Origin of the sequence: Burkholderia seminalis DSM 23518 (assembly GCF_902832885.1) — a bacterium.
Lineage (GTDB): Bacteria > Pseudomonadota > Gammaproteobacteria > Burkholderiales > Burkholderiaceae > Burkholderia > Burkholderia seminalis.
This window is the reverse complement of sequence record NZ_CADFDK010000014.1, coordinates 26793-52644: the sequence shown is the minus strand read 5'-3', so window position 1 is coordinate 52644 and position 25852 is coordinate 26793. Positions and strand designations below refer to the sequence as shown.

Annotated in this window: 22 protein-coding genes and 1 pseudogene; 7 read left to right on the top strand and 16 right to left on the bottom strand. The window is 66.2% G+C overall.

Annotated features, from left to right (window positions below):
• The 15 genes and pseudogenes from HWX00_RS30210 to HWX00_RS30140 all read right to left on the bottom strand — a co-directional run bounded on the left by HWX00_RS30210 (position 1) and on the right by HWX00_RS30140 (position 15189).
• Positions 1–936: a KpsF/GutQ family sugar-phosphate isomerase gene (locus HWX00_RS30210; RefSeq protein ID WP_034190915.1), complete on the bottom strand. Its 936-nt coding sequence runs from the start codon at positions 934–936 to the stop codon at positions 1–3.
• Positions 937–1077: 141 nt separating this feature from the next.
• Positions 1078–1719: pseudogene (kdsB, locus tag HWX00_RS30205) on the bottom strand (3-deoxy-manno-octulosonate cytidylyltransferase); the annotation flags it as partial.
• A complete protein-coding gene (locus HWX00_RS30200) occupies positions 1703–2254 on the bottom strand; it encodes a KdsC family phosphatase (RefSeq protein WP_034190913.1) in 552 nt (183 codons plus the stop codon). The pseudogene kdsB and the gene HWX00_RS30200, both read right to left, overlap by 17 nt.
• On the bottom strand, positions 2251–3096 hold the full coding sequence (gene kdsA / locus HWX00_RS30195) for a 3-deoxy-8-phosphooctulonate synthase (protein WP_124609278.1): 846 nt from the start codon (positions 3094–3096) through the stop codon (positions 2251–2253). Before kdsA ends, HWX00_RS30200 begins: the two co-directional genes overlap by 4 nt.
• Positions 3097–3127: 31 nt before the next feature.
• Entirely contained in the window at positions 3128–4210 is a 1083-nt protein-coding gene (locus HWX00_RS30190) for a glycosyltransferase family 4 protein (protein ID WP_175027304.1), read from the bottom strand.
• 52 nt (positions 4211–4262) lie between these two features.
• Positions 4263–5216: a glycosyltransferase gene (locus tag HWX00_RS30185; protein ID WP_175027305.1), complete on the bottom strand. Its 954-nt coding sequence runs from the start codon at positions 5214–5216 to the stop codon at positions 4263–4265.
• A complete protein-coding gene (locus tag HWX00_RS30180) occupies positions 5213–5743 on the bottom strand; it encodes a serine O-acetyltransferase (RefSeq protein WP_175027306.1) in 531 nt (176 codons plus the stop codon). The genes HWX00_RS30185 and HWX00_RS30180 overlap by 4 nt, the downstream gene beginning before the upstream one ends.
• Before the next feature lies 1 nt (position 5744).
• A complete protein-coding gene (locus tag HWX00_RS30175; protein WP_175027307.1) occupies positions 5745–6944 on the bottom strand; it encodes a capsular polysaccharide export protein, LipB/KpsS family in 1200 nt (399 codons plus the stop codon).
• A gap of 28 nt (positions 6945–6972) precedes the next feature.
• Positions 6973–8205, bottom strand: coding sequence for a lipopolysaccharide biosynthesis protein (locus tag HWX00_RS30170; protein ID WP_175027308.1), 1233 nt, complete (start codon positions 8203–8205; stop codon positions 6973–6975).
• 63 nt (positions 8206–8268) lie between these two features.
• On the bottom strand, positions 8269–10506 hold the full coding sequence (locus tag HWX00_RS30165; protein ID WP_175027309.1) for a polysaccharide biosynthesis tyrosine autokinase: 2238 nt from the start codon (positions 10504–10506) through the stop codon (positions 8269–8271).
• Positions 10507–10559: 53 nt separating this feature from the next.
• A complete protein-coding gene (locus tag HWX00_RS30160) occupies positions 10560–10994 on the bottom strand; it encodes a low molecular weight protein-tyrosine-phosphatase (protein WP_034190906.1) in 435 nt (144 codons plus the stop codon).
• Complete coding sequence (locus HWX00_RS30155) at positions 10991–12166, bottom strand: polysaccharide biosynthesis/export family protein (RefSeq protein ID WP_049035391.1); 1176 nt, start codon at positions 12164–12166, stop codon at positions 10991–10993. Before HWX00_RS30155 ends, HWX00_RS30160 begins: the two co-directional genes overlap by 4 nt.
• A gap of 180 nt (positions 12167–12346) precedes the next feature.
• Complete coding sequence (locus tag HWX00_RS30150; protein WP_175027310.1) at positions 12347–13423, bottom strand: sugar transferase; 1077 nt, start codon at positions 13421–13423, stop codon at positions 12347–12349.
• Between the two features lie 86 nt (positions 13424–13509).
• Complete coding sequence (locus tag HWX00_RS30145) at positions 13510–13692, bottom strand: hypothetical protein (protein WP_124670535.1); 183 nt, start codon at positions 13690–13692, stop codon at positions 13510–13512.
• 552 nt (positions 13693–14244) lie between these two features.
• A complete protein-coding gene (locus HWX00_RS30140) occupies positions 14245–15189 on the bottom strand; it encodes a GlxA family transcriptional regulator (protein ID WP_226104035.1) in 945 nt (314 codons plus the stop codon).
• 726 nt (positions 15190–15915) lie between these two features.
• On the opposite strand from HWX00_RS30140, the gene HWX00_RS30135 reads away from it, so the two are divergent.
• The gene (locus HWX00_RS30135) at positions 15916–16212 is read left to right on the top strand and encodes a hypothetical protein (protein ID WP_175027311.1); all 297 of its coding nucleotides are present in this window, start codon (positions 15916–15918) and stop codon (positions 16210–16212) included.
• A 479-nt stretch (positions 16213–16691) separates the two neighbouring features.
• Here the strand turns inward: HWX00_RS30135 and HWX00_RS30130 are convergent, their stop codons facing one another.
• Positions 16692–17600, bottom strand: a complete 909-nt coding sequence (locus HWX00_RS30130) for a LysR family transcriptional regulator (protein ID WP_034190903.1) — start codon at positions 17598–17600, stop codon at positions 16692–16694.
• A 113-nt stretch (positions 17601–17713) separates the two neighbouring features.
• Here HWX00_RS30130 and HWX00_RS30125 point away from each other — a divergent pair, with 113 nt between their 5' ends.
• The 6 genes from HWX00_RS30125 to msrA all read left to right on the top strand — a co-directional run bounded on the left by HWX00_RS30125 (position 17714) and on the right by msrA (position 25714).
• Positions 17714–19063, top strand: a complete 1350-nt coding sequence (locus tag HWX00_RS30125) for an MFS transporter (protein ID WP_175027312.1) — start codon at positions 17714–17716, stop codon at positions 19061–19063.
• Complete coding sequence (locus HWX00_RS30120; protein ID WP_175027313.1) at positions 19060–20100, top strand: hypothetical protein; 1041 nt, start codon at positions 19060–19062, stop codon at positions 20098–20100. The genes HWX00_RS30125 and HWX00_RS30120 overlap by 4 nt, the downstream gene beginning before the upstream one ends.
• 25 nt (positions 20101–20125) lie before the next feature.
• Complete coding sequence (locus HWX00_RS30115; protein ID WP_034190900.1) at positions 20126–21781, top strand: tannase/feruloyl esterase family alpha/beta hydrolase; 1656 nt, start codon at positions 20126–20128, stop codon at positions 21779–21781.
• Positions 21782–22504: 723 nt separating this feature from the next.
• Entirely contained in the window at positions 22505–23032 is a 528-nt protein-coding gene (gene msrB / locus HWX00_RS30110; RefSeq protein WP_059557978.1) for a peptide-methionine (R)-S-oxide reductase MsrB, read from the top strand.
• A gap of 35 nt (positions 23033–23067) precedes the next feature.
• Entirely contained in the window at positions 23068–24915 is a 1848-nt protein-coding gene (locus HWX00_RS30105) for a cytochrome c biogenesis protein DipZ (RefSeq protein ID WP_175027314.1), read from the top strand.
• Positions 24916–24970: 55 nt separating this feature from the next.
• A complete protein-coding gene (msrA, locus tag HWX00_RS30100; RefSeq protein WP_175027315.1) occupies positions 24971–25714 on the top strand; it encodes a peptide-methionine (S)-S-oxide reductase MsrA in 744 nt (247 codons plus the stop codon).
• The last annotated feature ends 138 nt before the right edge of the window (positions 25715–25852 follow it).

The window sequence follows — 25852 nt, the reverse complement described above, 5'->3', positions numbered from 1 at the left end:
CTATTTCTTGAACACGCCGACGACGTCGCCGCCGTCGACCACCAGCAACGCGCCGATGCGCTGCTGCTGCATCAGCAGCAACGCATCCTCGACCCGCGTCCCGGGCCGTACCGTCGACGGCTCGATCGACATCATGTCGGCGGCCGTGCGCCGCAGCACGCCGTCCCCATGCCGCTCGATCGCGCGACGGATGTCGCCATCGGTCACGATGCCCCAGCCGGTGTCGCGCCTCACGATCGCGAGCCCGAGCCGGCCGCGCGTCATCGCGTCGAGCACGTCGAGCGTCGACGTCGCCTCCGTCACGAACGGCAGGTTGCCGCGCGCCATTTCGTCGTCGACCGTCGACAGCAGCCGGCGGCCGAGCGAGCCGCCCGGATGGAAGCGCGCGAAGTGTTCCGGCTGGAAGCCGCGCGCCCGCATCAGCGTGACCGCCAGCGCATCGCCCATCGCGATCGTTGCCGTCGTCGACGCGGTCGGCGCGAGCTGCAACGGGCACGCCTCGCGTTCGACGCCGATGTCCAGATGAACCCGCGCGGCGCTCGCGAGCGTCGACGCCGGGTTGCCGGTCAGCGCGATCAGGTCGTTGCCGTTGCCGCGCAGGAACGGAATCAGCTTGATCACCTCGTCCGTTTCGCCGGAATTCGAAATCGCGAGAAACGCGTCGTCCGGCGTCACCATGCCGAGGTCGCCATGATAGGCCTCGCCCGGATGCATGAAGAAAGCCGGCGTACCCGTGCTGGACAGCGTCGCGGCGATCTTCCTGCCGACAATGCCGGACTTGCCCATCCCGCATACGACGACGCGGCCGCTCGACGCGAGGACGATCTCGACCGCTTGCTCGAAATTCGCATCGAGCCGCGCGGCCACGCCGGCCAATGCCCGCGACTCGATCTCGAAGACCTGCCGGGCGGATTCAATATGGTTCTGTCGCATCATGGGTTTGCCGTTTGAGAAGGGAGACGACACGGGCGACGTCGTCGGGCGTATCGATGCCGGGGGGGGCGGCGCATCGGGCCAGCGCATCACGTCGATCGGCATGCCGAGCCACAGCGCGCGCAACTGCTCGAGCTTCTCCAGCTGTTCGAGTTCGCACGGTGCCGCGCTCGCCAGCGCCTGCAGCGTCGCATTCGCGTAGCCGTAGAGGCCGATGTGGCGCAGAAACCCGGTCCCGCTCGCACCGTCCGCCGCCGGCCGCCCGTCGCGGCAGAACGGGATCGCCGCGCGCGAGAAGTACAGCGCGCGGCCGTGGCGATCCACGACGAGCTTGACGATCGCCGGCTCGTCGAGCAGCGCGCCTTGCCCGACCGGGCAGGCGACCGTCGCGACACCGAGATCCGGCGCCGCGCCGCAAAATCCGGCGAATGCCCTCAGCAGCGCCGTCGGCACGAGCGGTTCGTCGCCCTGCACGTTGAGCACCGCGTCGGTGTCGGGCCAGCCAAACGCCCGCGCGAGTTCCGCCGCGCGGTCGGTGCCGGACGCGTGACCGGTATCGGTCATCGCGAACCGGATGCCGCGCGCGTCGAGTACCTCGGCAATGCGTGCGTCGTCGATCGCGACGACGATGTCGGTATCGGGCAGCGCGCGGCGCACGCGCGCATGCACGCGGACGATCATCGGTTCGCCCGCCAGATCGACGAGCGGCTTGCCCGGCAGCCGCGCCGAACCGTACCGCGCCGGAATCACGACGCGCACCGTCCGCCTGTTATTGAACGACGTCATGACCGCTCCATTGTTCGAGCAACGGCCGGTATGCGTCGTCGAGCGACAGCCCGGCCTCCATCAGCAGATGCTCGGCCACCTCGCGCGCGACGCCGCGGCCGCCGGCCGCGCGCGCGACATGGTCGACGCGGGTGCGGACGAGCCGATGCGCATCGGCCGGCGCATACGACACGCCGACGCGTTCGATGACCGGGAGATCGTTCACGTCGTCGCCGACATACGCGACTTCATGATCGTCGACCCGTTGCCGCGCCTTGATGTCCGCATAACCGGCGCCCTTGTCGTCGCAGCCGCTCACGAGCACGTCGACGCCGAGTTGCGCCGCGCGCCACGTCAACGCGCCGCTGTGCTTGCCCGACAGGATGCCGGTGCGGATGCCGTGCGCGCGCAGCAGCGCGACCGCGACCCCGTCGTGCGCGTGAAAGCTCTTCATGCACTCGCCTTCGTGCGTGACGTGCAGCAAGCCGTCGGTCAGCACGCCGTCGACGTCGAACAGCACCAGGCGCACGGGCCCGCGATACGTCGCGCCGCTCACCGGACATCGAGCGGCGGGAGCCGCTTGACCAGGTCGTCCACCGCCTTCACCTGCTGCAGGAACGCGTCGAGCAGCGCGAGCGGCAGCGCGCTCGGGCCGTCGCAGCGCGCGCGGTCGGGGTCGGGATGCGCTTCGAGGAACAGCCCGGCCAGCCCGACCGCCATCCCGGCGCGCGCGAGGTCGAGCACCTGGCGCCGCCGGCCACCCGACGCAGCACCGCCCGGATCGCGCATCTGCAGGCTGTGCGTGACGTCGAAGATCACCGGGCAGTCGCCCGTCGTGTCGCGCATCTGGCGGAAGCCGAGCATGTCGACGACGAGATTGTCATAACCGAACGACGAGCCGCGCTCGCACAGGATCACGCGGTCGTTGCCGGCTTCGCGGCACTTCGACACGATGTGCTCGACCTGCGTCGGACTCATGAACTGCGGCTTCTTGATGTTGACCGCGTTGCCGGTCCGCGCGATCGCGACCACCAGGTCGGTCTGGCGCGCGAGGAACGCCGGCACCTGCAGCACGTCGACGACCTGCGACACCGGCTCGGCCTGCCAGGTTTCATGCACGTCGGTGATCACGGGCACGCCGAACCGGCGCTTGACCGCGTCGAAGATTCGCAGCCCCTCGTCGAATCCGACGCCGCGATACGAGTGGATCGACGAGCGGTTGGCCTTGTCGAAGGACGCCTTGAACACCAGCGGAATGCCGAGACGGCGCGTGACCTCGACGAACGTCCCGCAGACGTCGAGCGTGAAGTCCAGGCTTTCGAGCACGTTGAGGCCGCCGAACAGGACAAACGGCAAGTCGTTGCCGACGGTGACATCCGGGGTAAGGGTTACATTCATACGGTTCTCCACGAAATGGGGGATGCTGTCGTTAGCGGGTCGCCCGTGCAGCATAGAGCGGCACGAGCTCGCCCAACAAGCGCGCCTCGGCGAAGCGGTGCCGCACCTCGCCGCTCGCCCGCCGTGCCAGCTCCCGGCGCAGCGCGCCGTCGCCGGCGAGACGCTCCAGCCACGCGACCGCGTCGGCGGCCGACGCGTAGATCACACCGGTCTGCAGATGGCGCACGACATCCACATTGCCGGCGCACCCGGACACGACGACGGGCCGCCCGGCCAGCATCGCCTCGATGACCGACACCGGCATGCCCTCCCACGACGACGTCGACAGGTATACGTCCGTGCCGGCAAGCCGCCGCGCGACCTCGTCGTGCGGCAACCATCCGGTCACCTCGACGCCCGCCTCGGCCAAGCGCGCCTTCGATACATCGTCGCCGTCGCCGATCCAGACGAAGCGCACGCCGCGCGCACGCAGGCCGTGCGCGATCTGCGCGAACAGCGCCGGATTCTTTTGCGCGCGAATGCCGCCGACCGTCACCACCCGCAGGGGGCCGCCCGCCGGCCGGCCGTCGTCGCCCGCCGGTACCGACGACGGCCGATCGATTACCGCATTCTCGACCACCACCACCGGCTGGCGCAGCCATGCGCGGATCGCCCGGCCCTCGCTTTCCGAGCATGCGACGTACAGGCATTTGCGCACGCATGCGACCCATTCGAGACCGACGAATGCCAGCCGCTTCACGCCGGAGATGTCGCGGCGCATGAACGAGATGCAGTGCGGGCTGTAGAAGAACGCCGCTTTCGGCAGCGCGAACAGCGTCGACAGCCGCCCGAGAAAGCCGGCGAACGACGAGTGCAGGTGTACGACGTCCGGGCCGATCTCGTTGAGCGTCGCGCGCAGCCGGCCCGCGGTCCGCAACAGGCCCGCGCCTTTCATCTGGACGTGGCGCAGCGACACCCGCTTGTCGAACATCGCGGCAAGACCGGGCGGCGTATCGGGCCGCACCGAGTAGACGACATGCACGTCGTGGCCTTCGCATGCCAGGCGATTCGCGATCAGGCACACCATCGACAACGTGCCCGTGGCGCTGGATTCGACCATGTGGACGATCTTCATCGGAATCCGTTCCATGAGGGATGAGCCGCCGCGCTGACGGCGAATGACGTCGTCAGGCACCCGGACGGCGCCCCGCGACCGCATCGATAAACGCGAGCACGCCCGAGCGCTCGATCACGCGGCCCCATTCGAGCGACTGCATTGCCGCCGGGTCGGGCCGGGTCGCCCGGACCCGCGACAGCGGAAACAGTTCGTCGAAGATCGCCGCACCGGTGACGTGGCACTGGATGCCGAGTTCGTGCGCGGTGCGCACGTTGGACGGCGCGTCGTTGCAGATGATCTTCTTGCCGAGCGACGCGTACTCGAGCAGCTTCGTCGGCGTCTGGAAGCAATGCGGCCGGTGATACGGAAAGAAGCACACCGCGTATTCGCTGTCGCGGACGATGCGCAGCGCGTCCGGTTGCGGCACGCGGCCGACGAAACGGATACCCGGCGTATCGACGAACGCCGCGTGGATCTCGGGCTCCGGCTGGCCGACCAGCACGAGCGTGTCCGACGCGTCGCGACGCGCGTCGCGATAGGCGGCCAGCACCTTCTGAAAACCGCGTTCGCGGCTCATTTCGCCGATATAGCAGAACCTGGCGGACGGCATCGGCGCGACACGGTCGCTCCCCGCCTCGGCCGGCGCGAAGATCCAGTCCGGCACGCCCATCGGCAACAGCAACGTGCGCACGCCATCTCGAAACGCCATCGCGTCGCGCATCTGCTCGTTCTGGAAGATCCGCAGATCGGGCCGCACGTTCAGCACGCGTTTCACGCCATCCTTGACGGCCGCGAGCCGACCGACCGACAGCGACCGGTAATCGTGAATCACGAACCGCGCGGGCGGCAGCGTGCGATAGAAACCCATGATGCACCACAGGATGCAGACGTCCCGATCGGGAAAGCGCGCGTATGCGTCGATATCGCCGTCGAATACCTCGAACCCGTGCTTCCCCAGGCGGCTGCGGTAAGCGGCTATCTCGGGATAGTTCGCCTTGCCGGGATGCAGAATGAACACTTTCATGTCGGTTCCTGTTCGTTGTCGAGAATGCGCGCGGGGACGCCGACGGCCACGCAACGGTCGGGCACATCACGCAACACCACCGCGCCCGCGCCGATCCGCACGCCGTCGCCGACCCGCACCGCGCCGAGCACGACGCTGTGCACGCCGAACTCCACGTGATCGCCGATCGTCGGCACGCCGCCGAGCGTGCCGTCCTTCCGGATCGTGTTGCCGATCGTCACGCCGTGCCGCAGCGTGCAGTAGTCGCCGATCACCGCGTAGCCGTTGATCACGAGGCCGGTGCCGTGATAGAGCGCGAGCCCCTTGCCGATCTTCGTCTTCACCGGAATCTCGATGCCCATCAGCCAGTCGCACAGCACGATGTAGAGCAGGATCAGCGGCGCGCCGGCCAGCAGCGTGAACCGGCTCCGGCACGCGAGGTAGTGCACGACGCGGTAGAAGATCACCACGCTGCGCGTCTTCACGAACGCATTGCGGCGGCAGTCTTCGGCGATCGCCTCGGCGGTCTGACGCAACGTGATGCGCATGTCAGTGCCGCCTCTCGAACACGCGCCGGGCCGCATCGGCGGGAATGCGCGCGGCGCCGAAGTAGTCGATGCCGTCGACCAGGAACGAATGGATGTACTTCAGCAGCCGCTCGCGATCGAACTCCTTGTAGAAACAGCGGCCGAGCGACACCACGCGCTTGCCGTACAGCATCGCCTCGAGCCCGACCGTCGAATTGATCGTGACGACCGCATACGCGTGCCGCAGCAGGTCCGTCGTCGGCGACGTGACGATTTCGAAGTGATACGTCTCCTGCAGGCGCACGATCGCTTCGATCTCGGCCGCATCGGTTTCGGCCGGATGCAGCTTCACGAACAGGTCGGCGCTCTCGTTCGCCGCGAACGCGAACGCACGGCGGATCGCCTCGAGATTGTCGACGTCCGAATGCAGCTTGATTTGCGTGTCGCCGGATACCTGCAGCGGCAGGAACACATAGCGGCTCGTCGCCAGCGCGTCCGCCGACATGTACGTGGCCTGGCGCGGCGCCGGCATCCCGTTGCGCGCCCGCACGCTCGTCAGACACCGGCGGCCGACGCCGCGGCTGACCACCTTCATCACGTAGTTGGTCGCCGACATGGCCTTGCGCGCGAACGACGTTCGCGCCTGCGGCAGCGGCATCTGCTTGTAGCGCTCGTAGGCCGACAGCCAGCGCGCATGCATGTGCTCGTCGGGCAGCGGCAACCGATCGATGCTCTCGGGGTGGCGGCTGATCGTCGACAGCGCATTGACGCCCAGCGAATCGACGAACAGCTTGCCCGGCAGGTTCGAGATCTCGATGAAGCGGGTCGCGACACCGTACACCGTGCACGCCTGCCGCACCGCGCGGCACACCAGTTGCTGTCCGTTCCACATCACGCACTGCTCGATCCGCAGGCCGCGCAGCACTTCCGATGCGATATGGAAGATCGCCGCCGACTCGCGCTTCGCGCGCGCCTCGGTCATCTGCCCGTTCAGTACCTCGATCGACAACGGGTACGGCGTGCGGTCGGCCGCGTGCCCGTCGGGCACGTCGATCGGCATCAGCCGGTTCAGGTACACCGAGCGATAGCCGCTCAGCAGCAGGCCGAGGTGCGCGACCGGCTCGCTCGTCAGGAACGCGAACTCGTATTCGTGCCGCACCGCGCTCACGAGCCGGGTCGCGAAGTAGTAGCGCTCGAGGGAATCGATGACGATCAGGATCATGGTGTGCTCATTCGTCGTTGCGGCGATCTCACGCCAGCGCGCGGGATCGGGACAGGTTCGTGTCGAGGACCCGGTACGTGAGCGCGATGCCGGCTGCCATCAGCGCCGCGCCGGTCAGCGAAAAAACCTGCACGCTCGCCGGGGCCGACAGGTTCATCAGCCGCGCGATGCCCAGCGCACCGGACAGGCACACGCCGCAGGTCAGCTGAAACAGGAAATCGACGCGCTGCGCGCGCGTCGCGAGGAAGATCTGCGACAGCGGCACGTAGATCAGCTGCAGCGCGAACAGCGGCATCAGGCTGTGATAGAACCCGACCGAGCCGTGCCAGCTCGGGCCGAAGAACCGGTTCACGAGCGGTGCGAACAGCAGCAGCCCGCCGGCCATGTACACGACCGCGAGCACCGCGAGCGCGCGGGCGTAGGTCCGGTACACGCGCGGCACGGTCGCGCCCGCATCCGGACGCGCCATCGCACCGATCGCGTCACGGCGGAACACGCCGCCGACGCTCTGCGCGATCAGCGACACCGGAAAGAAGCCGAGCCGGTACGCAGCCGCGAAGTAGCCGGCGCTCTGCGCGTCGAACCAGTGCGGAATCGCGATCGACAGTGCGTAGGTCAGCACCGACGCGCACAGCGTCGACGGCAGGATGTACAGCGCGAAACGGCGGTTCCTGACGAAGAACGCGCGCGACAGCCTGAACGCGTACCCGGCGCGATAGCCGGAAAGCAGAATGGCCGCGGTCATCACGATCGACACCGCCGCGGTCGCCCACGTGTACAGCGCGAACACGTCGACCCTTCCGCACGCTGGGCAGGCGAGCGACAGCACGAGGCCCGCGAGGAACATGCCGTTGACCACCACGCGCGACAGCGCGATCCAGCCATAACGCCTGAGGCTGTTCAAATAGGAACCGGCGGCCAGTTGCACGAACGTGGCCAGCGCATAGACGGCGACGAGAGAGAGATCCCGGCGCCCGGCGACGGCAATCACGACGCCGAACGCCGCGGTCACGACCAGGCTCAGCGCCGTCACGTTGACGAACGCGTTGAACGACTCGCCCGGCCTGTCGTCGACGCACGCGAGTTCGTAGCGGAACGCGAGCAGCGTGCCGACGAAGGTCGCGAGCGCGAGCAGATAGTTGAAATGGCCGAGCGAGTCGGGCCCGAAGCGCCGTCCGATCACGAAGATGCAGGCGAACAGCGCGATCTGGCCGAGCACGACGCCGGCAAGCGACACGATCGAATCCCGTGGATTGATCATCTCGCCTCCGTGCGCGATGCGCGGCCGGATACGCGGGCCGGGCCGCCGGCGGCGGTGAGCGCGTCACGCATCCTGCGCCCCGTATTCATACGCGACGTAGCGGTACCCGCCGTACTTCGAACCGTATCCGTACTGCCCAAGCCGCGGGTTGACGCCGTTGAAGATGACGCCGCTCAGGCGGACCCCGTTCTGCGCGAAGCGCTTCACGGATTCGCCGATCTCGCCGAGCTTCGTCCTGCCCGCCATCGTGACGAGCAGCGCGGTGCCGGCGACCGCGCCGAGAATGCCGGTATCAGGCACGGCGAGCACCGGCGCCGAGTCGATCACGACGATGTCGTAGCGTGACGACAGGTCGTCCATCAGCGCCGCAAGATTGCGGTTCAGCAGCAGCTCCGCGGGGTTCTTCGGCATCGTCCCGGTCGAGATGAAGTCGAGACCGTCGACCACTTCGCGGTGAATCACGTCCTCCACGCGCGCGCTGCCGGCGATCAGCTCCGTGAAGCCGCGCCCGCGCGGAAAACCGAGATAGTCATGCAGCCGGCCCTTGCGGATGTCGCCGTCGATCAGCAGCACGCGCTTGCCGGCGCTCGCCATCACGACCGCGAGGTTCGCCGACAGGAAGGTCTTGCCGACGCCCGGCGCGGGGCCCGCGATCAGCACGATGTTGTTCTTCGCCTCGAGCATCGCGAACTGCAGCGCGGTGCGCAGGCTGCGCAGGCACTCGACGGCCGGTTCGTTCGGGAAGTCGATCGACAGGATCGACTTGTGGCCGCGCTTGCGCGCGGCCTCCTCGGCCAGGTCGCGCTGATGGTCGCTGATCGGCACCGTCGCGTACACCGCGAGGCCGAGACGGCGCTCGATCTCGTTGTGATCGGAGATACCATGGAACAGCATCGATCGCGTGATCGCGGTGCCGCAGCCGGCGAGCAGCCCGAGCAGCAGCGACGCGAGCGCGACGAGCGCCTTCTTCGGCCGCACCGCCACTTCCGGTACCGCCGCCGTGTCGACGAGGCGCACGTTGCCCGTCTTGCCGGCCTGCACGAGTTGCAGCTGCTGCATGTTGTTCAGCAACGCGGTGTAGAGGTCGGTGTTGACCCTCACGTCGAGCATCAGCCGCACGGTATCCTGCTGCAGGTCCGGCAGGCGCCGGATCTGTTGTTCGGCCGTATTCCGATAACCGTTCAGCGCGGCGATCTGCTCGTCGATCACCGCGACGCTCGGATGCCGCTCGGTGAAGCGCGACATCAGCTCCTGACGCTTCTGTTGCAACTCGAGCAGGCGCGTCTTCGCGTCGGCGGTCTGCGCCAGCGCGAGCTTCGCTTCCTCGGTGAGGTCGACCGTGCCGTGCTCGTTGCGCAGCTTCGTCAGGCGCGCCTCGGAATCGGTCAGCTGCTGCTTGAGCTGCGGCAGTTGCCCGCTGAGAAACTCGAGCGACTGCGCGGCCTCCGCCGACTTCCGCTCGATGTTCTGCCGCACGTACTGGCGGCCGATCTCGTTCATCGTGTCGCTGACCCATTTCGGGTCGGTGTCCTGCAGGCTGGCGACGACGACGTCCGATTGCTTCACGCGCTCCTGCACGTTGAGGCGATCGCGGATGTCCTCGATCGTCTTCAGCCGCGAGTTGCGCACCAGCACGAACGCGGCGCCCGGCTTCGCGGCGATCGACGCGACCAGCAGCGTGACCGGCCCGCGCGGCGAGCTGAAATGCTCGAGCGTGCCGACCGTGCCCTCGACCGGCGCATCGAAATCGCCGCCTTCGAGCCGGTAGCGCTTGCCGCCGAGGTTCGTCAGCGAGAACGCATCGCCTTCGTTCTTGCGCGGCACGTCGAAGCGCGGCACGTCGATGTGCTCGCGGCCCCATGCGTAGCCGCCGAAACCGGCCAGGCCGGGGTCGGACAGGCCGTCGGCATGGCGCGCGATCCAGTCGCCGATCAGCGGAAAGCGCTTCGGCTCGGCGTCGATGAACAGGTTGAGCTTGTCGACCGCGCGTTCGACGACGAGGCGCGACGCGAGGATCTGCTGCTCGGCGGCGGCCGAGGACTTCACGTCGAACAGCGCGGAGACATCGCCGAGCAACGACTTGGCGGCCGACGTGTCCGGGCTGTCCTCGACCTGGACCATGATGTTGGCTTCGAACACGGGCTTGCCGAGCATCGCATACGCGAGGCCCGCGGCCAGCAGCACGCACGTGATGATCGCGATCAGCCAACGGCTTTCCAGCAGGATGTCGAGCACCGCGACGAAGTCGGTCTCGCTGCCGTCTTCGGCGGTGGGCTGCGGCGGGGCGGAGGGTTGGGTCATGGCAGCGACGGGAGGCATATGGGGTTTCATTGGGGCATCGACCTGCGGCCGCGTCAGACGATACGCAGGCGCTTCGACCACTCGGACACGCCGAGCTCGATCAGCCGCGCGCAGCGTTCGAACACGAATCGGGGCTGGCGGTAAGGGTCGTGCACGTCGAAATCCGTGTACTCGCCGAGACGGAACACGCGTCCCCGCACGAACGGGAACTGGTTCTCGAGTGACGTCCGCTGGCGACGGTCCATCACGAGGATCAGGTCGGCGTCGGTACACAGCGAGCGGCCGATCTGCTGCGCGCGATGCGTCGACACGTCGAAGCCGCGCATCCGCATGACGTCCTGCGCATACGGCGCGGCCGGCATGCCGACCAGCGCGTTCAGGCCGGCGGACGCGATGCGGCGCCCGGGCATCGCGTCACGCAGCATCGCTTCGGCCATCGGGCTGCGGCAGATGTTGCCCTCGCAGACGATCAGGATCGATTCCATCACTTGGTCGCAATCGCCGCGGTCAGGCCGGCGTTGATGGCCGGCAGCAACAGACTGAGCACACGGCTGAAGCGCACCAGCCCGTTGCCGTCGACGTACACGACATCCTGCGGCTTCAGCTGGAACTGATTCGCCAGCACCATCGCGACCGGCGAGCGCGCGTCGAGGTGATAGACCTGCGGCTGCTCGTCCTGCATCCCGCGCACCACGTAGACCTGCGCCGCATCGGCCGTGTTCGCGTTCAAGCTGCCGGCCTGCGAGATCGCCTCGCTCAGCGTCAGCCGGCCATTGCGCATCGGCAACGCCGTCACGGGCTTGTTGACCTCGCCCATCACGAACACGCCGCTCTCGTCGCGCGGCAGCACGCGCACGAGATCGCCGTTGCGCAGCACGATCGTCGACGGGTTGCGCCCCTGCTCGGCCATCTCGGTCAGGTCGAGCCGGCGTTCGACGCCGTCGCGCACGAGCACGACGCGGCTCTGGTCGGCCGACGCCGCGAAGCCGCCGGCCCGCCCGATCGCGTCGTACAGCGTCATCGGGATGTCGTTGACGGGTTGCGAGCCCGGCGTATGCACCTCACCCTCGATATACACCTGCTTCGCGCGGAACGATGCGATGCGCACCGTGACTTGCGGATTCCTGAACGTCTTGTCGAGACGCCGCGTGAGCTGCGTCTGAACCTGCTCGGCCGTCAGTCCGGCCACCGGCAGGCGCCCCGCGAACGGGAACTGCAGCGTGCCGTCCTGGTCGACGACGAAACCCGGCGGCGCATCGGCCGGGCGCGGCGCGGCTTGCGCCGGCGCGCCGAGCGCCGCCGCGAGTTCGGGGTGATCCCAGACGACGATCTGCAGCACGTCGCCGCGCCCGATCGTGTAGGCATCCGGCGACCCGACGACATCGCGCGCTTCGCCGCGCGTACTGCGTTCGGTGTCGCGCATGCGCCGGATCAGCGACAGATCGATGTTCGTGATCGACACCGGCAGCACGGTGCTCTCCGCCTGCGCGGCCACGCTTTGCAGCGGAATCGACGTCGGCTGCTGCATGCGCATGCCCGGCGCGATGCCGCACGCGCCCAGCAACGCACACAGCGGCGGGATCATCACGAGCGAACCGACACGCATTGGCCGGCGCGGCGCGATCGCGCGCGCCGACTCCATTTGACGCAACCTCTGCATTACACCCTCGCACTCTTTTAATTTGAAATTTCACCGGTCGCCCCGCGTCGTGTCGAACGCGAGTACAGCACCCCTGTCGAGACCGGACATGCTTGCCGCCACTGCTCACTGCCGAACCCCGCCGCGCCTGCCACAGTGACGCGCCGCCGCCCATCCTTCGCGACGTGCGCGCGGCAGCGGCTAATACGCGCCCGATCCGCGCACCACCACGTTGATCGTCCGCAACAGGATGCCGATGTCGCGCCGCAGCGACCATTCGCGCACGTAGGACACGTCAAGCGACACGCGCGTCGAATAGTCGGTGTCGTTGCGGCCGCTGACCTGCCAGAGTCCGGTCATCCCCGGTTTCGCCATCAGGTAGTAGCGCACGTCGGTGCCGTAGCGTTCGAGTTCCGCCTCGACGATCGGGCGCGGCCCGACGAGGCTCATGTCGCCCTTCAGCACGTTCAGCAGCTGCGGCAGTTCGTCGAGACTCGTCTTGCGGAGCAGGCGTCCGATCGGCGTGATGCGGACATCGTTCTTCAGCTTGAATTCGCGATCCCATTCCGCGCGGGCGTCGGCATCGCGCTCGAGCAGCGCCTTGAGCACCGCATCGGCGTTCGTCACCATCGAGCGGAATTTCAGGCACTTGAAGCGCCGGCCGTCGCGGCCGACGCGCTCGTGCCCGAAGATCGCCGGGCCGCCGTCGCGCCGCACGATCCACGCGATGCCCAGCAATACCGGCGCCAGCATCAGGAGCAGCAACGACGCGCACACCAGGTCGAAGCCGCGCTTGACCATGCGCTTCACGCGCCCCACCGCGCGGTGGCCGATCTCGCGCTGGCCGCGCAGGTCGGCGTGCGCGATGGCCGCCGCACGCATCCGATCGCCGGCACGCTCGATCATTCCGAAGAGCGCGAGCGTCAGCGCACGGAACGCGATCAGGCAGATCCCGCTGGCGAGCGTCCAGTACACGAACCACTCGCTCGACAGCACGTGCGCGCGATGCAGCATGTACAGCAGCGCGGTGCTCACGCCCTGCACGACGATCCACGCGAGCACGGTACGACCGAGCACGTGCAGTGCCGAACGCGTGCGCGCCGCGTCGTAGATGCCACAGGCGGGAAATACCGACAAGGCCAGCGCGGCGGCAAACGCGACGAGCGCGCCGTCGAACAGCGTCCCGCGCGCGCCGCCGGTGGCACCGATCAACGCGGGAATGAACGCGCCCAGCACGATCAGCCCGATATCGGTCGCTCGATTGATCAACGAATTCATTGATATGAACTCCTAATTTTCAGTCCAGCATCCATCCGCGTTCCGCACCGGCACTTCACGTCAGAACTCATGGCGCCGCGAGGCGGTCATTCCGCTGTGCCGCGGCACGCTGCGGTGCGCTCGCCGGTCAGCGTGCCCATCCGTGTGCCCGTCGGAATGTCGTCACTTCCGTGTTTCCGCAGTGCATCATATTCATCGCGACTCGCGCATTTATCGCTTGCGTCCGAATTCGCCTTGTTGATGGCTGATGGAATCAAGGGTGAATCCATGCCGGATTTATCCGATCGCCCTCACGATTGTCCGGATAACATCCCGTGCGAAATGACGCACGTCTTTTCAGTGATTCTCGAATCACGACCGCTACGGCACTACGCCGCCTCCCGCCAATGCAGGATTCATGTTGCCGGTGACATTCGCCATGCCAGACGGCGATTTCATCGCCGGGTGCCACGCGGAACAGACGAGCGAGCATCGGCGGTCAATGTCCGCGCGAATGCTGGTTCGAGGAATAAAAAGGCCTGCACGGTGCGCTCACGAACACACGGCAGGCAAAATTCCGAGGAGTACCGGGGTGCCGCCTCCTCGAAAGGCCAGTCGATAACCTAATCGAGCGGATACGCGGTTCGGGCGGCGGGTGTCGGACGGCGCCACGATTGTGGCCGAATCCGCCGTCGTTGCGCGTCGATCCACCGATATACGAATTTTGCAGTACGAATCGAGCGCCCTGTCATTCGATTGAAATACCGTTCATCCGGAAACTCATTACGCCCGGCACGATGAATTGACGTATCGGTTTCGAGTGACGAAAGGCACGCTCGCGACTACGATGTCGCGTTGTTCATCCAGCTGCTCAGATCCGACGCATACAGCATTTCCGCCGAGGCTTCGCCGCCTTTTCGAGCAGCGGCCCGATACTCGGTTGGTGAAGTCTGCAAGTGCTGGCGAAACAGCTTGGCCATCCGGTCGCCGCTGCCAAGGCCGGTTCGTCTCGCGACCTTATCGGCCGGAAGGTCCGTTTCGATCAGCATGCGACAGGCCTTTTCAAGGCGGATTCTCAACACGAACTCGGTTGGCGTCACACCGATCTCGTTCTTGAATCGCCGGAGGAAATTGCGCTCGCTCATCGCGGCGGCCTGCGCCTCGTCCGCGATGGAGATCCGATTCTCGCTGTTGACGCGCAGATGATGAGCCGCGCGTCGGATCAAGGTGCTGGCGCGCGCGACACGAGCGCCGAACAGCACGTCGGTCAGCTTGCGGTTCGCACCGGATACCATGCACGCCACGATTTCCTGCGCGATTTCGTAACCCATGTCCACGCGCACGATCGACAACGCGTCCGAGAACGGCCCGTCGTCTTCGTCACCCGCACATTCGATGTCGTCGCGTCCGAGGTGCGAAGCGCCGTCGTCGTCCGCCGACGGCAACACCTTCTCGGCCTCCTTTTGCGCCAGGTGAATCTGCGTCAACAGCTTCCGGCCGCCACCGCTGCCCCTGACCACGCGCGCGCGCTGATGCGCGTGCCTGAGCCACGCGATCAATTGCTCGTCGAGAGCATCGATCCCACCCTCTCCGCTCAGGACGAACATCGCGTGAACCGTGCTTGCATCGAGCATGCGGGTGGCGTCCGTCCAGATTCCGACACCGGACGACGAACGAACCGGGCCGCCATGGATCGAATAAAGCCGCAATTCGTAGTGGTCGGCGAATGCGCCCTCGGCCCGACCTAGCTGATTGGCGAGTTCGAACACTGCCGCCAGCTTGCCCATCTGCATAATCGAAAAACCCTCGAGCAACAGTACGATTACGCTTACCCGTTGATGCCCGGTTCCGGAGCCTCTGCCACGATTCACGCTTAACCCCGCCGACGAATGATTCGATACTGTTTGCATCTTGCGGCCCTTTAACAATTTCTTACATTTCTTGATTTCTGCGCCGCATCATATGCGGCTGGGATTGTTAGCCGATTTATCAATGTCCGTTTCCGCCGTGTTGTTGTCGGAATCAATCAAGCCCGTGATGCGACCCTGTTTATTGACAATAGCCGGATGGAATGTGAATTAATTCTCAAAATTCGATAGAAAATTGACGCTAGTCATCGACAGCGGATATCGATCGGGATAACAGGAAACTTACCGGGCTCAGGATAATTGCGACGAAATTCGGGCCGCCCGGTGCATGACGCCCGTGAGCCAGTGGATCAGGGCTGGATGAGGGAAGATGTTTCGGCGACCGCATGGGTGTGCGGACCACCGCAAATTCGGGCAGTTGCCTCGATTATTCGTGCACCTCGGCATCACGTTCAAATCGATGTCGCGTGCACGGGTCCCGGGTGTAATGCAGACGGCAATCGATGTAATCGTGTGAGCCCTGATCGGAAATTGCTGAACACGAATGGGTGGTGCGAAGTACGATTTGTATTCGCTTCGATATCGAGGCAAACGTTCGCGACGGACATATTCATCCGATGTCATTGGAAATCCACGCAGTATCCCGTGCTGTATCGACGCTCGAATAGCGGTGCAATTACCGAATATTTCGAAACGGTGCGACGCAAACGTTTCGTTAAATATGGATATACCCCTGATGGGCGCACCAAATTGATGCAGCAATGTCGCGCCGACGCCCTATTCGACATATCGACGTCGCCGGAGAGCGGCAAAATGCGACGCGTTGCGTTCGGACTCGTTTCGACGCTATTGGCACAGCTCGCGGCGTGCCACCGCGCCAAAGCCAATGTGCCTGCAGGCAGCGTGGCACACAAATTGACGGGATGGCCGGGCAATTCGTGAATACGATGACACGCGACCACGTCGCCTTCACGGCAGAAACCTGTCGTGGCGCCGGCAACGACGGATTCGACGCCGTTGTCCGACCGTATGAACGCGGTCGTGTCGCGACAGCCAGTACGTCACGATTGGCGTTCCGGCCATGCGTTCGCATCAGGCGAGCCGGATAGAGGCATGTAGACCGTTTCGACATCCCGAACAAGAGGCTTGCAAAAGGCGGCGGGGCCATACATGCACGAAAAGCGTGAAATCGGCAAACCCTGCGGTCGGCTTTGCCTTCGGAGCGACCCGCATCCTGTACCGCCGGCAACCCGTTTTGCCCCGCCGGGCCACAGACCATCACCTGTAACCGATCGCTCCCCGCGATCACGCGATGCGACGGAGCGTCCGAGAAGGCAGCCCGAGCGTCCGGGAATTTGTCGACATTGCACAATGGAACTCGGCAGACCGCGCCATCCGTCAGGTGCTTGCCGTTCTCAGGCTTATTCGCGATGCGGGTGACGCTGGACAAACATCAGCAACGCTTCACGGAAATGCGACGCGGCGGGGTTTTGCAAATCATGCCGGGTAACGAGATGCAACGGCGCGCGAAACGCATGATCGCCGGCCACACGGCAGTAGCGCACGCTTTCCTGATGGTAACGTTGCATCGACGCCGGAACGAGCGATACGCCGCCGCCCGCCGCCACGAGATTGATTGCCGTCACCATGCGCGGCACCTCTTCCGCGACGTGCGGCTCGAATCCCTTCGCCTGACAAGCGCGAATGAAGTCCGCGTACATGCCGGGCGCACCCGGCCGACGCACGAAGATGAACGATTCGTTCGCGAGCTGTTTGAGCGACACGGAACGACTGCTGACCAGCCTGTGCCCCACCGGCAGCACCAGCAACATGCGTTCTTCGGCGAGGAGTTCGAAGCGTAGGTCAGCGGGCGTTTCGACCGGTTTGCGGAGAATGGCGGCATCCGCGCGGCCGTTCAACATCATTTCGATGATCTCCGCCGCATTCACCTCGCTCATCTCGATCGAAATCTCGGGGTACATGTCCCGAAAATTGCGAATAGCGGTAGGCGTAAGGGGGTGAAACGCCGCCGAACTCGTGAGCGCGATACGCACCGTGCCGATCCGGCCTTGCGCCACTCGGCGCGCATGGACGACGGCGTTGTTCAGTTCGAGCAGTACCGTACGCGCGCGTGCGGCGAAGATCTCGCCGGGCGCCGTCAACACGACGCCGCGGGGCTGCCGCACGAACAGCGCGAAGCCCAGTTCCTGTTCGAGTTCCTGAATCTGCTGCGACAACGGCGGCTGCTGGATATGCAGTCGCGCGGCGGCCCGAGTGAACTGACCTTCTTCGGCGACGGCGAGGAAATAGCGCAGCTGTCTGAGTTCCATCGTTTGTCTGGTATATGCGTTGGATATGGCAACCGTGTCTCATCGGTATTTTACATTCACGACATCGACACGTACGCTTGCTTCAAAAGCTGGAAGCGCATCAAAGGAGACACATGCAATCCACCTTGCAAGCGGCTGTGCACGCGTCGGCCGCAACGGTACTCAGCCGTTCGCAAACCCGCCGCGCGGTGCTCGCGTCGGTCATCGGCAATGGCCTCGAGTGGTTCGACTTCCTCATCTACGGCTACTTCGCGAAGATCATCGCGCAGGTGTTTTTCCCTGTCGGCAACGGATTTGTGTCGATCACGCTGACGCTTGCGACGTTCGCGGTCGGCTTCGTGGTGAGGCCGCTAGGCGGCATCGTGATAGGCGCATGCGCGGACCGCTACGGTCGGCGCAAAACCTTGTCGCTGCTGATTCTGCTGATGGCGGCGAGCACGCTGATGATGGGCCTGACACCCAGTTACGCAGCCATCGGCATGGCCGCACCGCTCCTCGTCGTCCTCGCCCGTATTCTGCAAGGGCTCTCGGTGGGCGGCGAGTTCGCGACAGCGGCCGCGATGCTGACGGAATACGCACCGCCAGGGCGCAAGATGTTCTTCGGCAGTTTTCAGATGACGTCACAGGCCGTCGCGCTGCTTCTGTCGTCGCTGTGTTCGTACTTGCTCACCACGCAGCTGTCGCACCAGTCGCTCGTGACGTGGGGTTGGCGCGTGCCATTTCTGCTCGGCGCGCTGGTGGGGCCCGTGGGCTTCTACATCCGCCACAAGGTCGGCGAGTCGCCGGAATTCGTACAGTTGCGGGAGCGCCTTGGACATGCGCCACGCCAGTCGCTACGGACATTCATTCGCGAGCGCGGCGATGCGGCGCTATGCGCGATGGGCGTCATCATCATCGGCGCCGCGACCAATTATCTGTGGCACTCGTATATGCCGCTCTATGTCGAACACCAGTTGCATCTACCGCTCAAGAATGCGCTGTTCGGCACGGCGATCTCCGGATTGATCGGCATTGTCGGCTATCCGCTGGCAGGGAAGCTTGCCGACCGCTTCGGCGCGTATCGGCTGTTCTTTCCGGTGACGATCGCCTGGGTATGCGCTGCCTATCCGCTTTTCGCATGGGTGCTCGCGGCGCCCTCGCCCGAACGCGTCTTCAGCGCGCAGATAATCGCGACGGTCGTGCTCAGCGTCATGTCGGGCGCGCACCCCGGCATGCTGACGCAGTTGTTTCCGACGGCCATGCGTTCGACGGGCGTGGCGCTGTCGTACAACGTGGCCGTCACGCTGTTTGGCGGACTCGCGCCGCTCACCGTTTCGACATTGATCGACGTCACCGGCTCGCGCATCGTACCGGCGTGGTATCTGGTGTTCGCCGGCATCGTCTCGTTGTTGCTGGTCGGGTTCACGTCGTCCGGGCGACGCTTGCGCCGCGAGCCCGACCGGTGGCCGGGTGATACAGCATGAGCGCCGCGATGTGCCTTCCCCGGAACCCCGAGATGCGTCCACGCAACGAAGTACCCGTCAAGGTCGTCGCCAGCGAGCGGTTGACCGTTTCGACGTCACGCGGCGCAGCGAACGTGCCGCTGTTCACGGGCGGCACCGCCGCACGGGCAACCGCGACGCAGGTCGTCGTGATGCTGCACGGCCGATTGCGCGACGCCGACGCATACCTTCGATCGACGCAGCGCGCGCTCGACGCCTCCACGGCCGATGCGAAAAGCGTGATGCTCGCCGTGCCGCAATTTCTCGCGACGGCCGACGTCGCGTATCACCGGTTGGCGGACGCCTGTCTGCATTGGGAATGGACCTCGTGGATGGGCGGACTTGACGCAGTCGGTCCAGCGCCGCTCAGCTCGTTCGATGTGCTCGATGCGCTCGTCGAACATTACGTGCAGGGCATGCAGAGCGGCCGCTATCCGAAGCTGCGCGAGATCGTGATCGCGGGACATTCCGGAGGTGCGCAGGTCGCGCATCGGCACGCGATACTCAGCAACGCTACGGCATGTTGTCTCGCACGCAGTGTGAAAGTACGTTACGTCATCGCGAATCCTTCGTCGTATGTGTATTTCGACGCGTGGCGTCCGCACTGCGAGGGCATCGATCGAACCGCATGCGCCGGATTCAATGAATGGAAATACGGCACGTCGCGACTTCCTCGCTACGCGGACGGACTCGACGCGCAATCGCTCGAACGTCGTTATGTCGATCACGACGTCACCTATCTGCTCGGTGCGCACGACGACGATCCGGCGCACCCGGCTCTCGACCGCTCATGCGAGGCGATGATGCAAGGCCCGCACCGCCTCGCACGCGGCCGCGCGTACTACGCCTATCTGCGCGCCCGGCATCCGGCATTGCGGCATGTGCTGCATGAAGTTCAAGGCGCGGGGCACAGCGGCGATGCAATGTTCGTATCGCAGGCCGGCGTGTGCGCACTGTTCGGCCCCTCCGTTCGGCTCGCCGAATCTGGCGTCGAGCAGGCAGGCGGTGCTGTCGAATAGCAATCCATTCATCCTGGAGACGACGATGGACAACAGACCGTTGTGGGGGGCGCTCGCCCTCAGCCTTTGCATCAGCGGGTGCGGCGGCAATGAGTCGAGCGGCGGCGCTTCGGCAAGCTCGCCGCCACCGCCGTCAGCCGCGGCCCAATGTGCGGCATTGAACGGCCTGGCGATTCCGGCATCGTCGATTGCCGAGCCGACCGGCGGCGCGACGATCACGAGCGCCACGCTGGTGGAGGCCGCCGGTGAATATTGCCAGGTGAATGGGGCCATCGCTCCCGTCGATCCCGCGGCGCCGTCGATCAGGTTTCAGGTCAATCTGCCGACCCACTGGAACCGCAAGGCGCTGCATTATGGCGGCGGCGGCTTCGACGGTACGCTGATTACCGGCGTCGACGCGCTCGACATGGCGCCAACGGGCACGCCGACGCCGCTTGCCGACGGCTACGCGACGTTCGGCGACGATTCCGGGCATCAGAGCGCCAGCATCACCGACGGCAAGTTCGCCGCGAATGACGAGTCGCTGGCGAACTACGGCGGCCTGAGTCTGAAGAAGACACACGACGTCGCGATGGCGCTCATCAGAAAGCGCTACGCGAGCGCGCCCGGCAAAACCTATTTCTTCGGCAGTTCTACAGGCGGTCGGGACGGGTTGAGCGAAGCGCAACGCTGGCCCGCCGACTATGACGGTATCGTCGTGAATCGCCCGGCGCTCAACTATACCGGGCTGCGTTTGAGCAATGTCGTGCTCGGCCGCGCACTCTACCTGAACAATGGCGCAGGCTGGCTCGATGTCGCCAAAACGGTACTGCTGCAAAATGCCGTCATGAGCGCGTGCGATGCGCTCGACGGTGTCGCCGACGGCATCGTGTCCAACGTGGCGGCGTGCAAGGCGCAATCGGCGACGGTGCTGGCGTCCGTGCGTTGCCCGAACGGCGCGGATTCGGGCGACACCTGTCTGTCGGATGCGCAGATCGCGACCATTCAGACCATCGCTGCACCGTTGCAATTGCCTTATCCGCTTGCGAACGGCGTGACGCAATACGCCGGCTACAACATCCTCGCCGGTTCGGTGTTCGCGGGGCCGTACACGACGCGTGATCTCGGCGAATCGAAAGTACCCGCGAATCCCGCGGGAAAGAAAGACGCGAACCAGTGGGTGACAGGCGATCAATGGGTCAAGTACTTTGTCACGCGCGTGCCCACGTTCGATTCGTTGACGTTCGATCCGGTCAATCCCGGTGCGTATCAGTCGCGCGTCCAGGCGCTTTCGGCGCTGACCGATGCAACGAGCACCGACCTGAGCGCCTATGTCGCGAAAGGCGGCAAGCTCATCATGACGCACGGCCTTGCCGACGAGATCGTGAGCACCGACTCGAGCACCGACTATTACGCCGGTCTGGTGCAGCGCTTCGGACAAGGAACGGTCGACGGCTTCGTGCGGTTTTATCTGATGCCGGGGGTCGGACATGGCACGGGCCCGTTTCATCCCGCCATCGATTCGCTATCCGCGCTCGATGAATGGGTGGAAAGCGGCAAGGCACCTGAAACACTGACGATGAGCGACCTCAATGCCGCCACGCTCGGGAGGACGCGCCCGTTGTGCCGCTATCCACTGTGGCCCAAGTATATCGGTGGAGATGTAAAGGCAGCGGCGAGCTTCCAGTGCACTAGCTCGTAGCGCACGGCAGTTTTTCTCGTCATCGTCGTTGCCCGGTTGCACCGTCGTCTTTCAGGAACCCGAGCACAACGCCATCGCGTCGACGGGTGGAACGCGAGGATCGCTTGCGCGAACGAACGACCGTTTTGCCGTCGGTAATCCGATGTCACCGCTTCCAAAGCGATTCGGCGTTCGCGAGTCTCGGGATGTCGGAGCAAGGTCATCGCTCGCGATCGTACTGTCGCGCAAGTCAATCGCACGCATGGGGTCGCGCTGCTCGAGTCCGCGGAGCGGGCGCCGCCCTGTCGGGTGGTCACCCACGCTCGTCACGCAACGCGACGAAGTGATACGGATCGTCGCAACGGACTCAAGCAGACAAAGCGCGCGATGCGAGCTGCCGCAGCACCGTCTCGGCGACCGTGCCGGGGCGCGTGCGGGTGGTATTCGACGCACTTGGCGAATTGCTCGAGGATTGCGAGGACAGGCGGATCTGACTCCGGATTCGCCACGCAACTCAACGAAAACTAAAAAAACACTTAAAAACGCGGCGCGAACCGCTGCGCGGTAAATATCGTCAGCTCACCCGTCCGAAGACGCTTGCCAGCTGGAACATCGACGGATTCCACCGCCCCCCCTCGGAACACCCCAGATGTCACGATTCATTTAACTTTCCGTGAGGACTTCGACACCGGCCGCTGCCTACGATGGGCGCATGTTTTCAGGACCTGCTTCCAGGAGCCCATCATGCCCACCCGCAGACATCTGCTGTTCGCCGGCGCCACAGGTCTTGCCGCGCTCGCGGCGCTGTCGTCCGCCGGACGGCGTGCGCTGGTCGGCCGGGCGTTCGCCGCGCCGCCGGCCGGCGCACCGGCGGCCCCTTTCGAGATCACGCTCAGCGATGCCGAATGGCATCGCCGGCTCACGCCCGCCCAGTACACGATCCTGCGCGAAGCCGGCACCGAGCGGCCGTACAGCAGCCCGCTGAACGACGAACACCGGGCCGGCACGTTCGCGTGCGCCGGCTGCGCGCTCGCGCTGTTCTCGTCCGCCACCAAGTTCGACAGCCATACGGGCTGGCCGAGCTTCTGGAAGCCGCTCGACCACGCGGTCGACACCCACACCGACACGACGTTCGGAATGGTCCGCACCGAAGTGCACTGCCGGCGCTGCGGCGGGCACCTCGGCCACGTGTTCGACGACGGCCCGCAGCCGACCGGCCTGCGCTACTGCATGAACGGCCTCGCGCTCACCTTCCATCCGGCTGCCGCCTGATCCGGCCCCCCTTCCGACCGACTGGAGAACGCACCATGCTGCTCATCGTCCTTGCCTATCTCGGGGGCGTGCTCACGATCCTGAGCCCCTGCATCCTGCCCGTGCTGCCGTTCGTGTTCGCCCGCGCCGACCAGCCGTTCGTGCGCACCGGCCTGCCGCTGCTCGCCGGCATGGCGCTCACGTTCGCCGTCGTCGCGACGCTCGCCGCCGTCGGCGGCGGCTGGGTCGCGCAGGCGAACCAGGCCGGCCGCTGGATCGCGATCGTCCTGCTCGCCGTATTCGGCCTGACGCTGCTGATGCCGCGCTTCGCGGAACACCTGACGCGCCCGCTCGTCGCGGCCGGCAACCGGCTCACCGGCTTCGCGCAGCGCGACGGCCGCCCGGCCGGCCCCGCTTCGTCGCTGCTGCTCGGCGTCGCGACCGGCCTGCTGTGGGCGCCGTGCGCGGGCCCGATCCTCGGGCTCGTGCTGACCGGCGCCGCCCTGCGCGGCGCGAGCGTCGGTACGACGCTGCTGCTCGTCGCGTATGCGGCCGGCGCGGCGACCTCGCTCGGCGTGGCGCTCGTGATCGGCGGCAAGGTGTTCGCCGCGATGAAGCGCTCGCTCGGCGCCGGCGAATGGATCCGGCGCGGGATCGGCGCGGCACTGCTGGCCGGCGTCGGCGCGATCGCGCTCGGCCTCGACACCGGCGCACTTGCGCAGCTGTCGACCGTCACGACGGGTGGCCTCGAGACGAAGCTGGTCGACCGCCTCGGCGGACGCTCGAACGGTGCACCGGCCGCGATGGCCGCGACCGGCACCGCTGCCGACAGCGCAACCGGCGGCGCGATGATGGCCGCGGCCGCCGACGGCGCACCGGCCGGCGGCGGTGCGATGATGCGCGCGGCCGTCACGACGCCGTCCGCGCTGCCCGTCGAAGGCACGCTGCCGTCGCTCGACGGCGCCGTGCAGTGGCTGAACTCGCCGCCGCTGACCGCGGCCGGCCTGCGCGGCAAGGTCGTGCTGGTCGATTTCTGGACGTATTCATGCATCAACTGCCTGCGCACGATGCCGTACACGAACGCGTGGGCACGCAAGTACGCGCCGTACGGGCTCGTCGTGATCGGTGTGCACGCACCGGAATTCGCGTTCGAGCGCGACATCGGCAACGTGAAGAAGGCCGTGCACGACCTGGGCATCGACTACCCGGTCGCGATCGACAACGGCTATGCGATCTGGCGCGCATTCAACAACGAATACTGGCCGGCGCACTACTTCGTCGACGCGCAAGGGCGCGTGCGCCATCACCACTTCGGCGAAGGCGAATACGCGCAGTCGGAGCGCGCGATCCAGTCGCTGCTCGCGGAAGCCGGCCATCCGGAAGCGCTGAACGTGCCGCTCGGGCTGGCCGGTGCGCCCGCGAACGGGGCGCTCGCGGCGGCCGACAGCGCGGACGTCCGCTCGCCCGAAACCTATGTCGGCTACACGCGTGCGGAGAGCTTCATGTCGCCGGGCGGCGCCGTGCGCGATGCGGCGCACCGCTACGACGCGCCGGCCCGGCCGGACCTCAACGACTGGGGCCTCGCGGGCACCTGGAACGTCGGTGCCGAGCGCGCGTCGCTCGCCGCGCCGGACGGCCGGATCGTGTACCGCTTCCATGCGCGCGACCTGCACCTCGTGCTCGGCCCGGGTGCGAACGGCCAGCCCGTGCGCTTTCGCGTGACGCTCGACGGCGCGGCCCCCGGCGCCGCGCACGGCACCGACGTCGACGCGCGGGGCTACGGCACCGTCACCGGCCAGCGCCTGTATCAGCTCGTGCGGCAGCCGGGAGCGATCGCCGATCGCACGTTCGCGATCGAGTTCCTCGATCCCGGTGTCGATGCGTACGCATTCACTTTCGGTTGATCGCGTGCGCCGCCACCCGGCGCCGTGTCCCCGACCCATTGAAAAGGAGCAAATGATGATCCCGATCTCCCCCCGTGATGCCGCGGCGCGACGGCGCGCGACCTTGCTGCGCCGCATCGGCGCCGTCGCCTTCGCGGCCGCCGCCGTGTTCGGCTACCAGCGTATCGTCAATTCCGCCGAGCCGATGCGCACCGTGCCCGCCCCGACGCTCGACGAGACGTCCGGCGCGTCGCACGACGAAACGGCCGTGCTCGCCGGCGGCTGCTTCTGGGGCGTACAGGGCGTGTTCGAGCACGTCAAGGGCGTGAAGCAGGTCACCGCGGGCTATGCGGGCGGTGCGTCCGAAACCGCGCACTACGCGCTCGTCGGCTCGGGGCTGACGGGGCACGCGGAATCGGTGCGCATCGTCTACGACCCGACGCAGATCACGTACGGCCGGCTGCTGCAGGCGTTCTTCTCGGTCGCGCACGATCCGACCGAACTCAACCGGCAGGGCCCCGATGAAGGATCGCAGTACCGGTCCGCGATCTTCCCGACCACCGCGCAGCAACGCGCGGTCGCGACCGCGTACATCGCGCAGCTCGGCACGGCGCACGTGTTCCCGGCGCCCGTCGTCACGCGGGTCGAGGACTACAAGGGGTTCTATCCGGCCGAGGCGTATCACCAGAACTACCTCGAACTGCATCCCGACGCGCCGTATATCGCGTTCAACGACCTGCCGAAGGTCGCCGGGCTGAAGCAGCGTTTCCCGGCGCTGTACCGATCCGACGCGGTGCTGTGGCGCGACGCCCGTTCATGACCCGCCACCGGCCGCGTAACGGGATACCGCCCGCCGCGCGGCCGGGCACGACCGGCGCGCGCCGCCTGCGTCCCGATTTGCGCCGCATCAACGAAACCCGTCGCGCCATGCCGGGGCAAACCCGCATCGCGTCCGCCG

Bases quoted from the DNA above. Each gene is read 5' to 3' on its own strand.
- HWX00_RS30210 (WP_034190915.1), bottom strand. From the start codon at position 936: ATGATGCGACAGAACCATATTGAATCCGCCCGGCAGGTCTTCGAGATC.
- kdsA (WP_124609278.1), bottom strand. From the start codon at position 3,096: ATGAATGTAACCCTTACCCCGGATGTCACCGTCGGCAACGACTTGCCG.
- HWX00_RS30190 (WP_175027304.1), bottom strand. From the start codon at position 4,210: ATGAAGATCGTCCACATGGTCGAATCCAGCGCCACGGGCACGTTGTCG.
- HWX00_RS30185 (WP_175027305.1), bottom strand. From the start codon at position 5,216: ATGAAAGTGTTCATTCTGCATCCCGGCAAGGCGAACTATCCCGAGATA.
- HWX00_RS30180 (WP_175027306.1), bottom strand. From the start codon at position 5,743: ATGCGCATCACGTTGCGTCAGACCGCCGAGGCGATCGCCGAAGACTGC.
- HWX00_RS30175 (WP_175027307.1), bottom strand. From the start codon at position 6,944: ATGATCCTGATCGTCATCGATTCCCTCGAGCGCTACTACTTCGCGACC.
- HWX00_RS30170 (WP_175027308.1), bottom strand. From the start codon at position 8,205: ATGATCAATCCACGGGATTCGATCGTGTCGCTTGCCGGCGTCGTGCTC.
- HWX00_RS30165 (WP_175027309.1), bottom strand. From the start codon at position 10,506: ATGACCCAACCCTCCGCCCCGCCGCAGCCCACCGCCGAAGACGGCAGC.
- HWX00_RS30155 (WP_049035391.1), bottom strand. From the start codon at position 12,166: ATGCAGAGGTTGCGTCAAATGGAGTCGGCGCGCGCGATCGCGCCGCGC.
- HWX00_RS30150 (WP_175027310.1), bottom strand. From the start codon at position 13,423: ATGAATTCGTTGATCAATCGAGCGACCGATATCGGGCTGATCGTGCTG.
- HWX00_RS30145 (WP_124670535.1), bottom strand. From the start codon at position 13,692: ATGGATTCACCCTTGATTCCATCAGCCATCAACAAGGCGAATTCGGAC.
- HWX00_RS30140 (WP_226104035.1), bottom strand. From the start codon at position 15,189: ATGGGCAAGCTGGCGGCAGTGTTCGAACTCGCCAATCAGCTAGGTCGG.
- HWX00_RS30130 (WP_034190903.1), bottom strand. From the start codon at position 17,600: ATGGAACTCAGACAGCTGCGCTATTTCCTCGCCGTCGCCGAAGAAGGT.
- HWX00_RS30125 (WP_175027312.1), top strand. From the start codon at position 17,714: ATGCAATCCACCTTGCAAGCGGCTGTGCACGCGTCGGCCGCAACGGTA.
- HWX00_RS30120 (WP_175027313.1), top strand. From the start codon at position 19,060: ATGAGCGCCGCGATGTGCCTTCCCCGGAACCCCGAGATGCGTCCACGC.
- HWX00_RS30115 (WP_034190900.1), top strand. From the start codon at position 20,126: ATGGACAACAGACCGTTGTGGGGGGCGCTCGCCCTCAGCCTTTGCATC.
- msrB (WP_059557978.1), top strand. From the start codon at position 22,505: ATGCCCACCCGCAGACATCTGCTGTTCGCCGGCGCCACAGGTCTTGCC.
- HWX00_RS30105 (WP_175027314.1), top strand. From the start codon at position 23,068: ATGCTGCTCATCGTCCTTGCCTATCTCGGGGGCGTGCTCACGATCCTG.
- msrA (WP_175027315.1), top strand. From the start codon at position 24,971: ATGATCCCGATCTCCCCCCGTGATGCCGCGGCGCGACGGCGCGCGACC.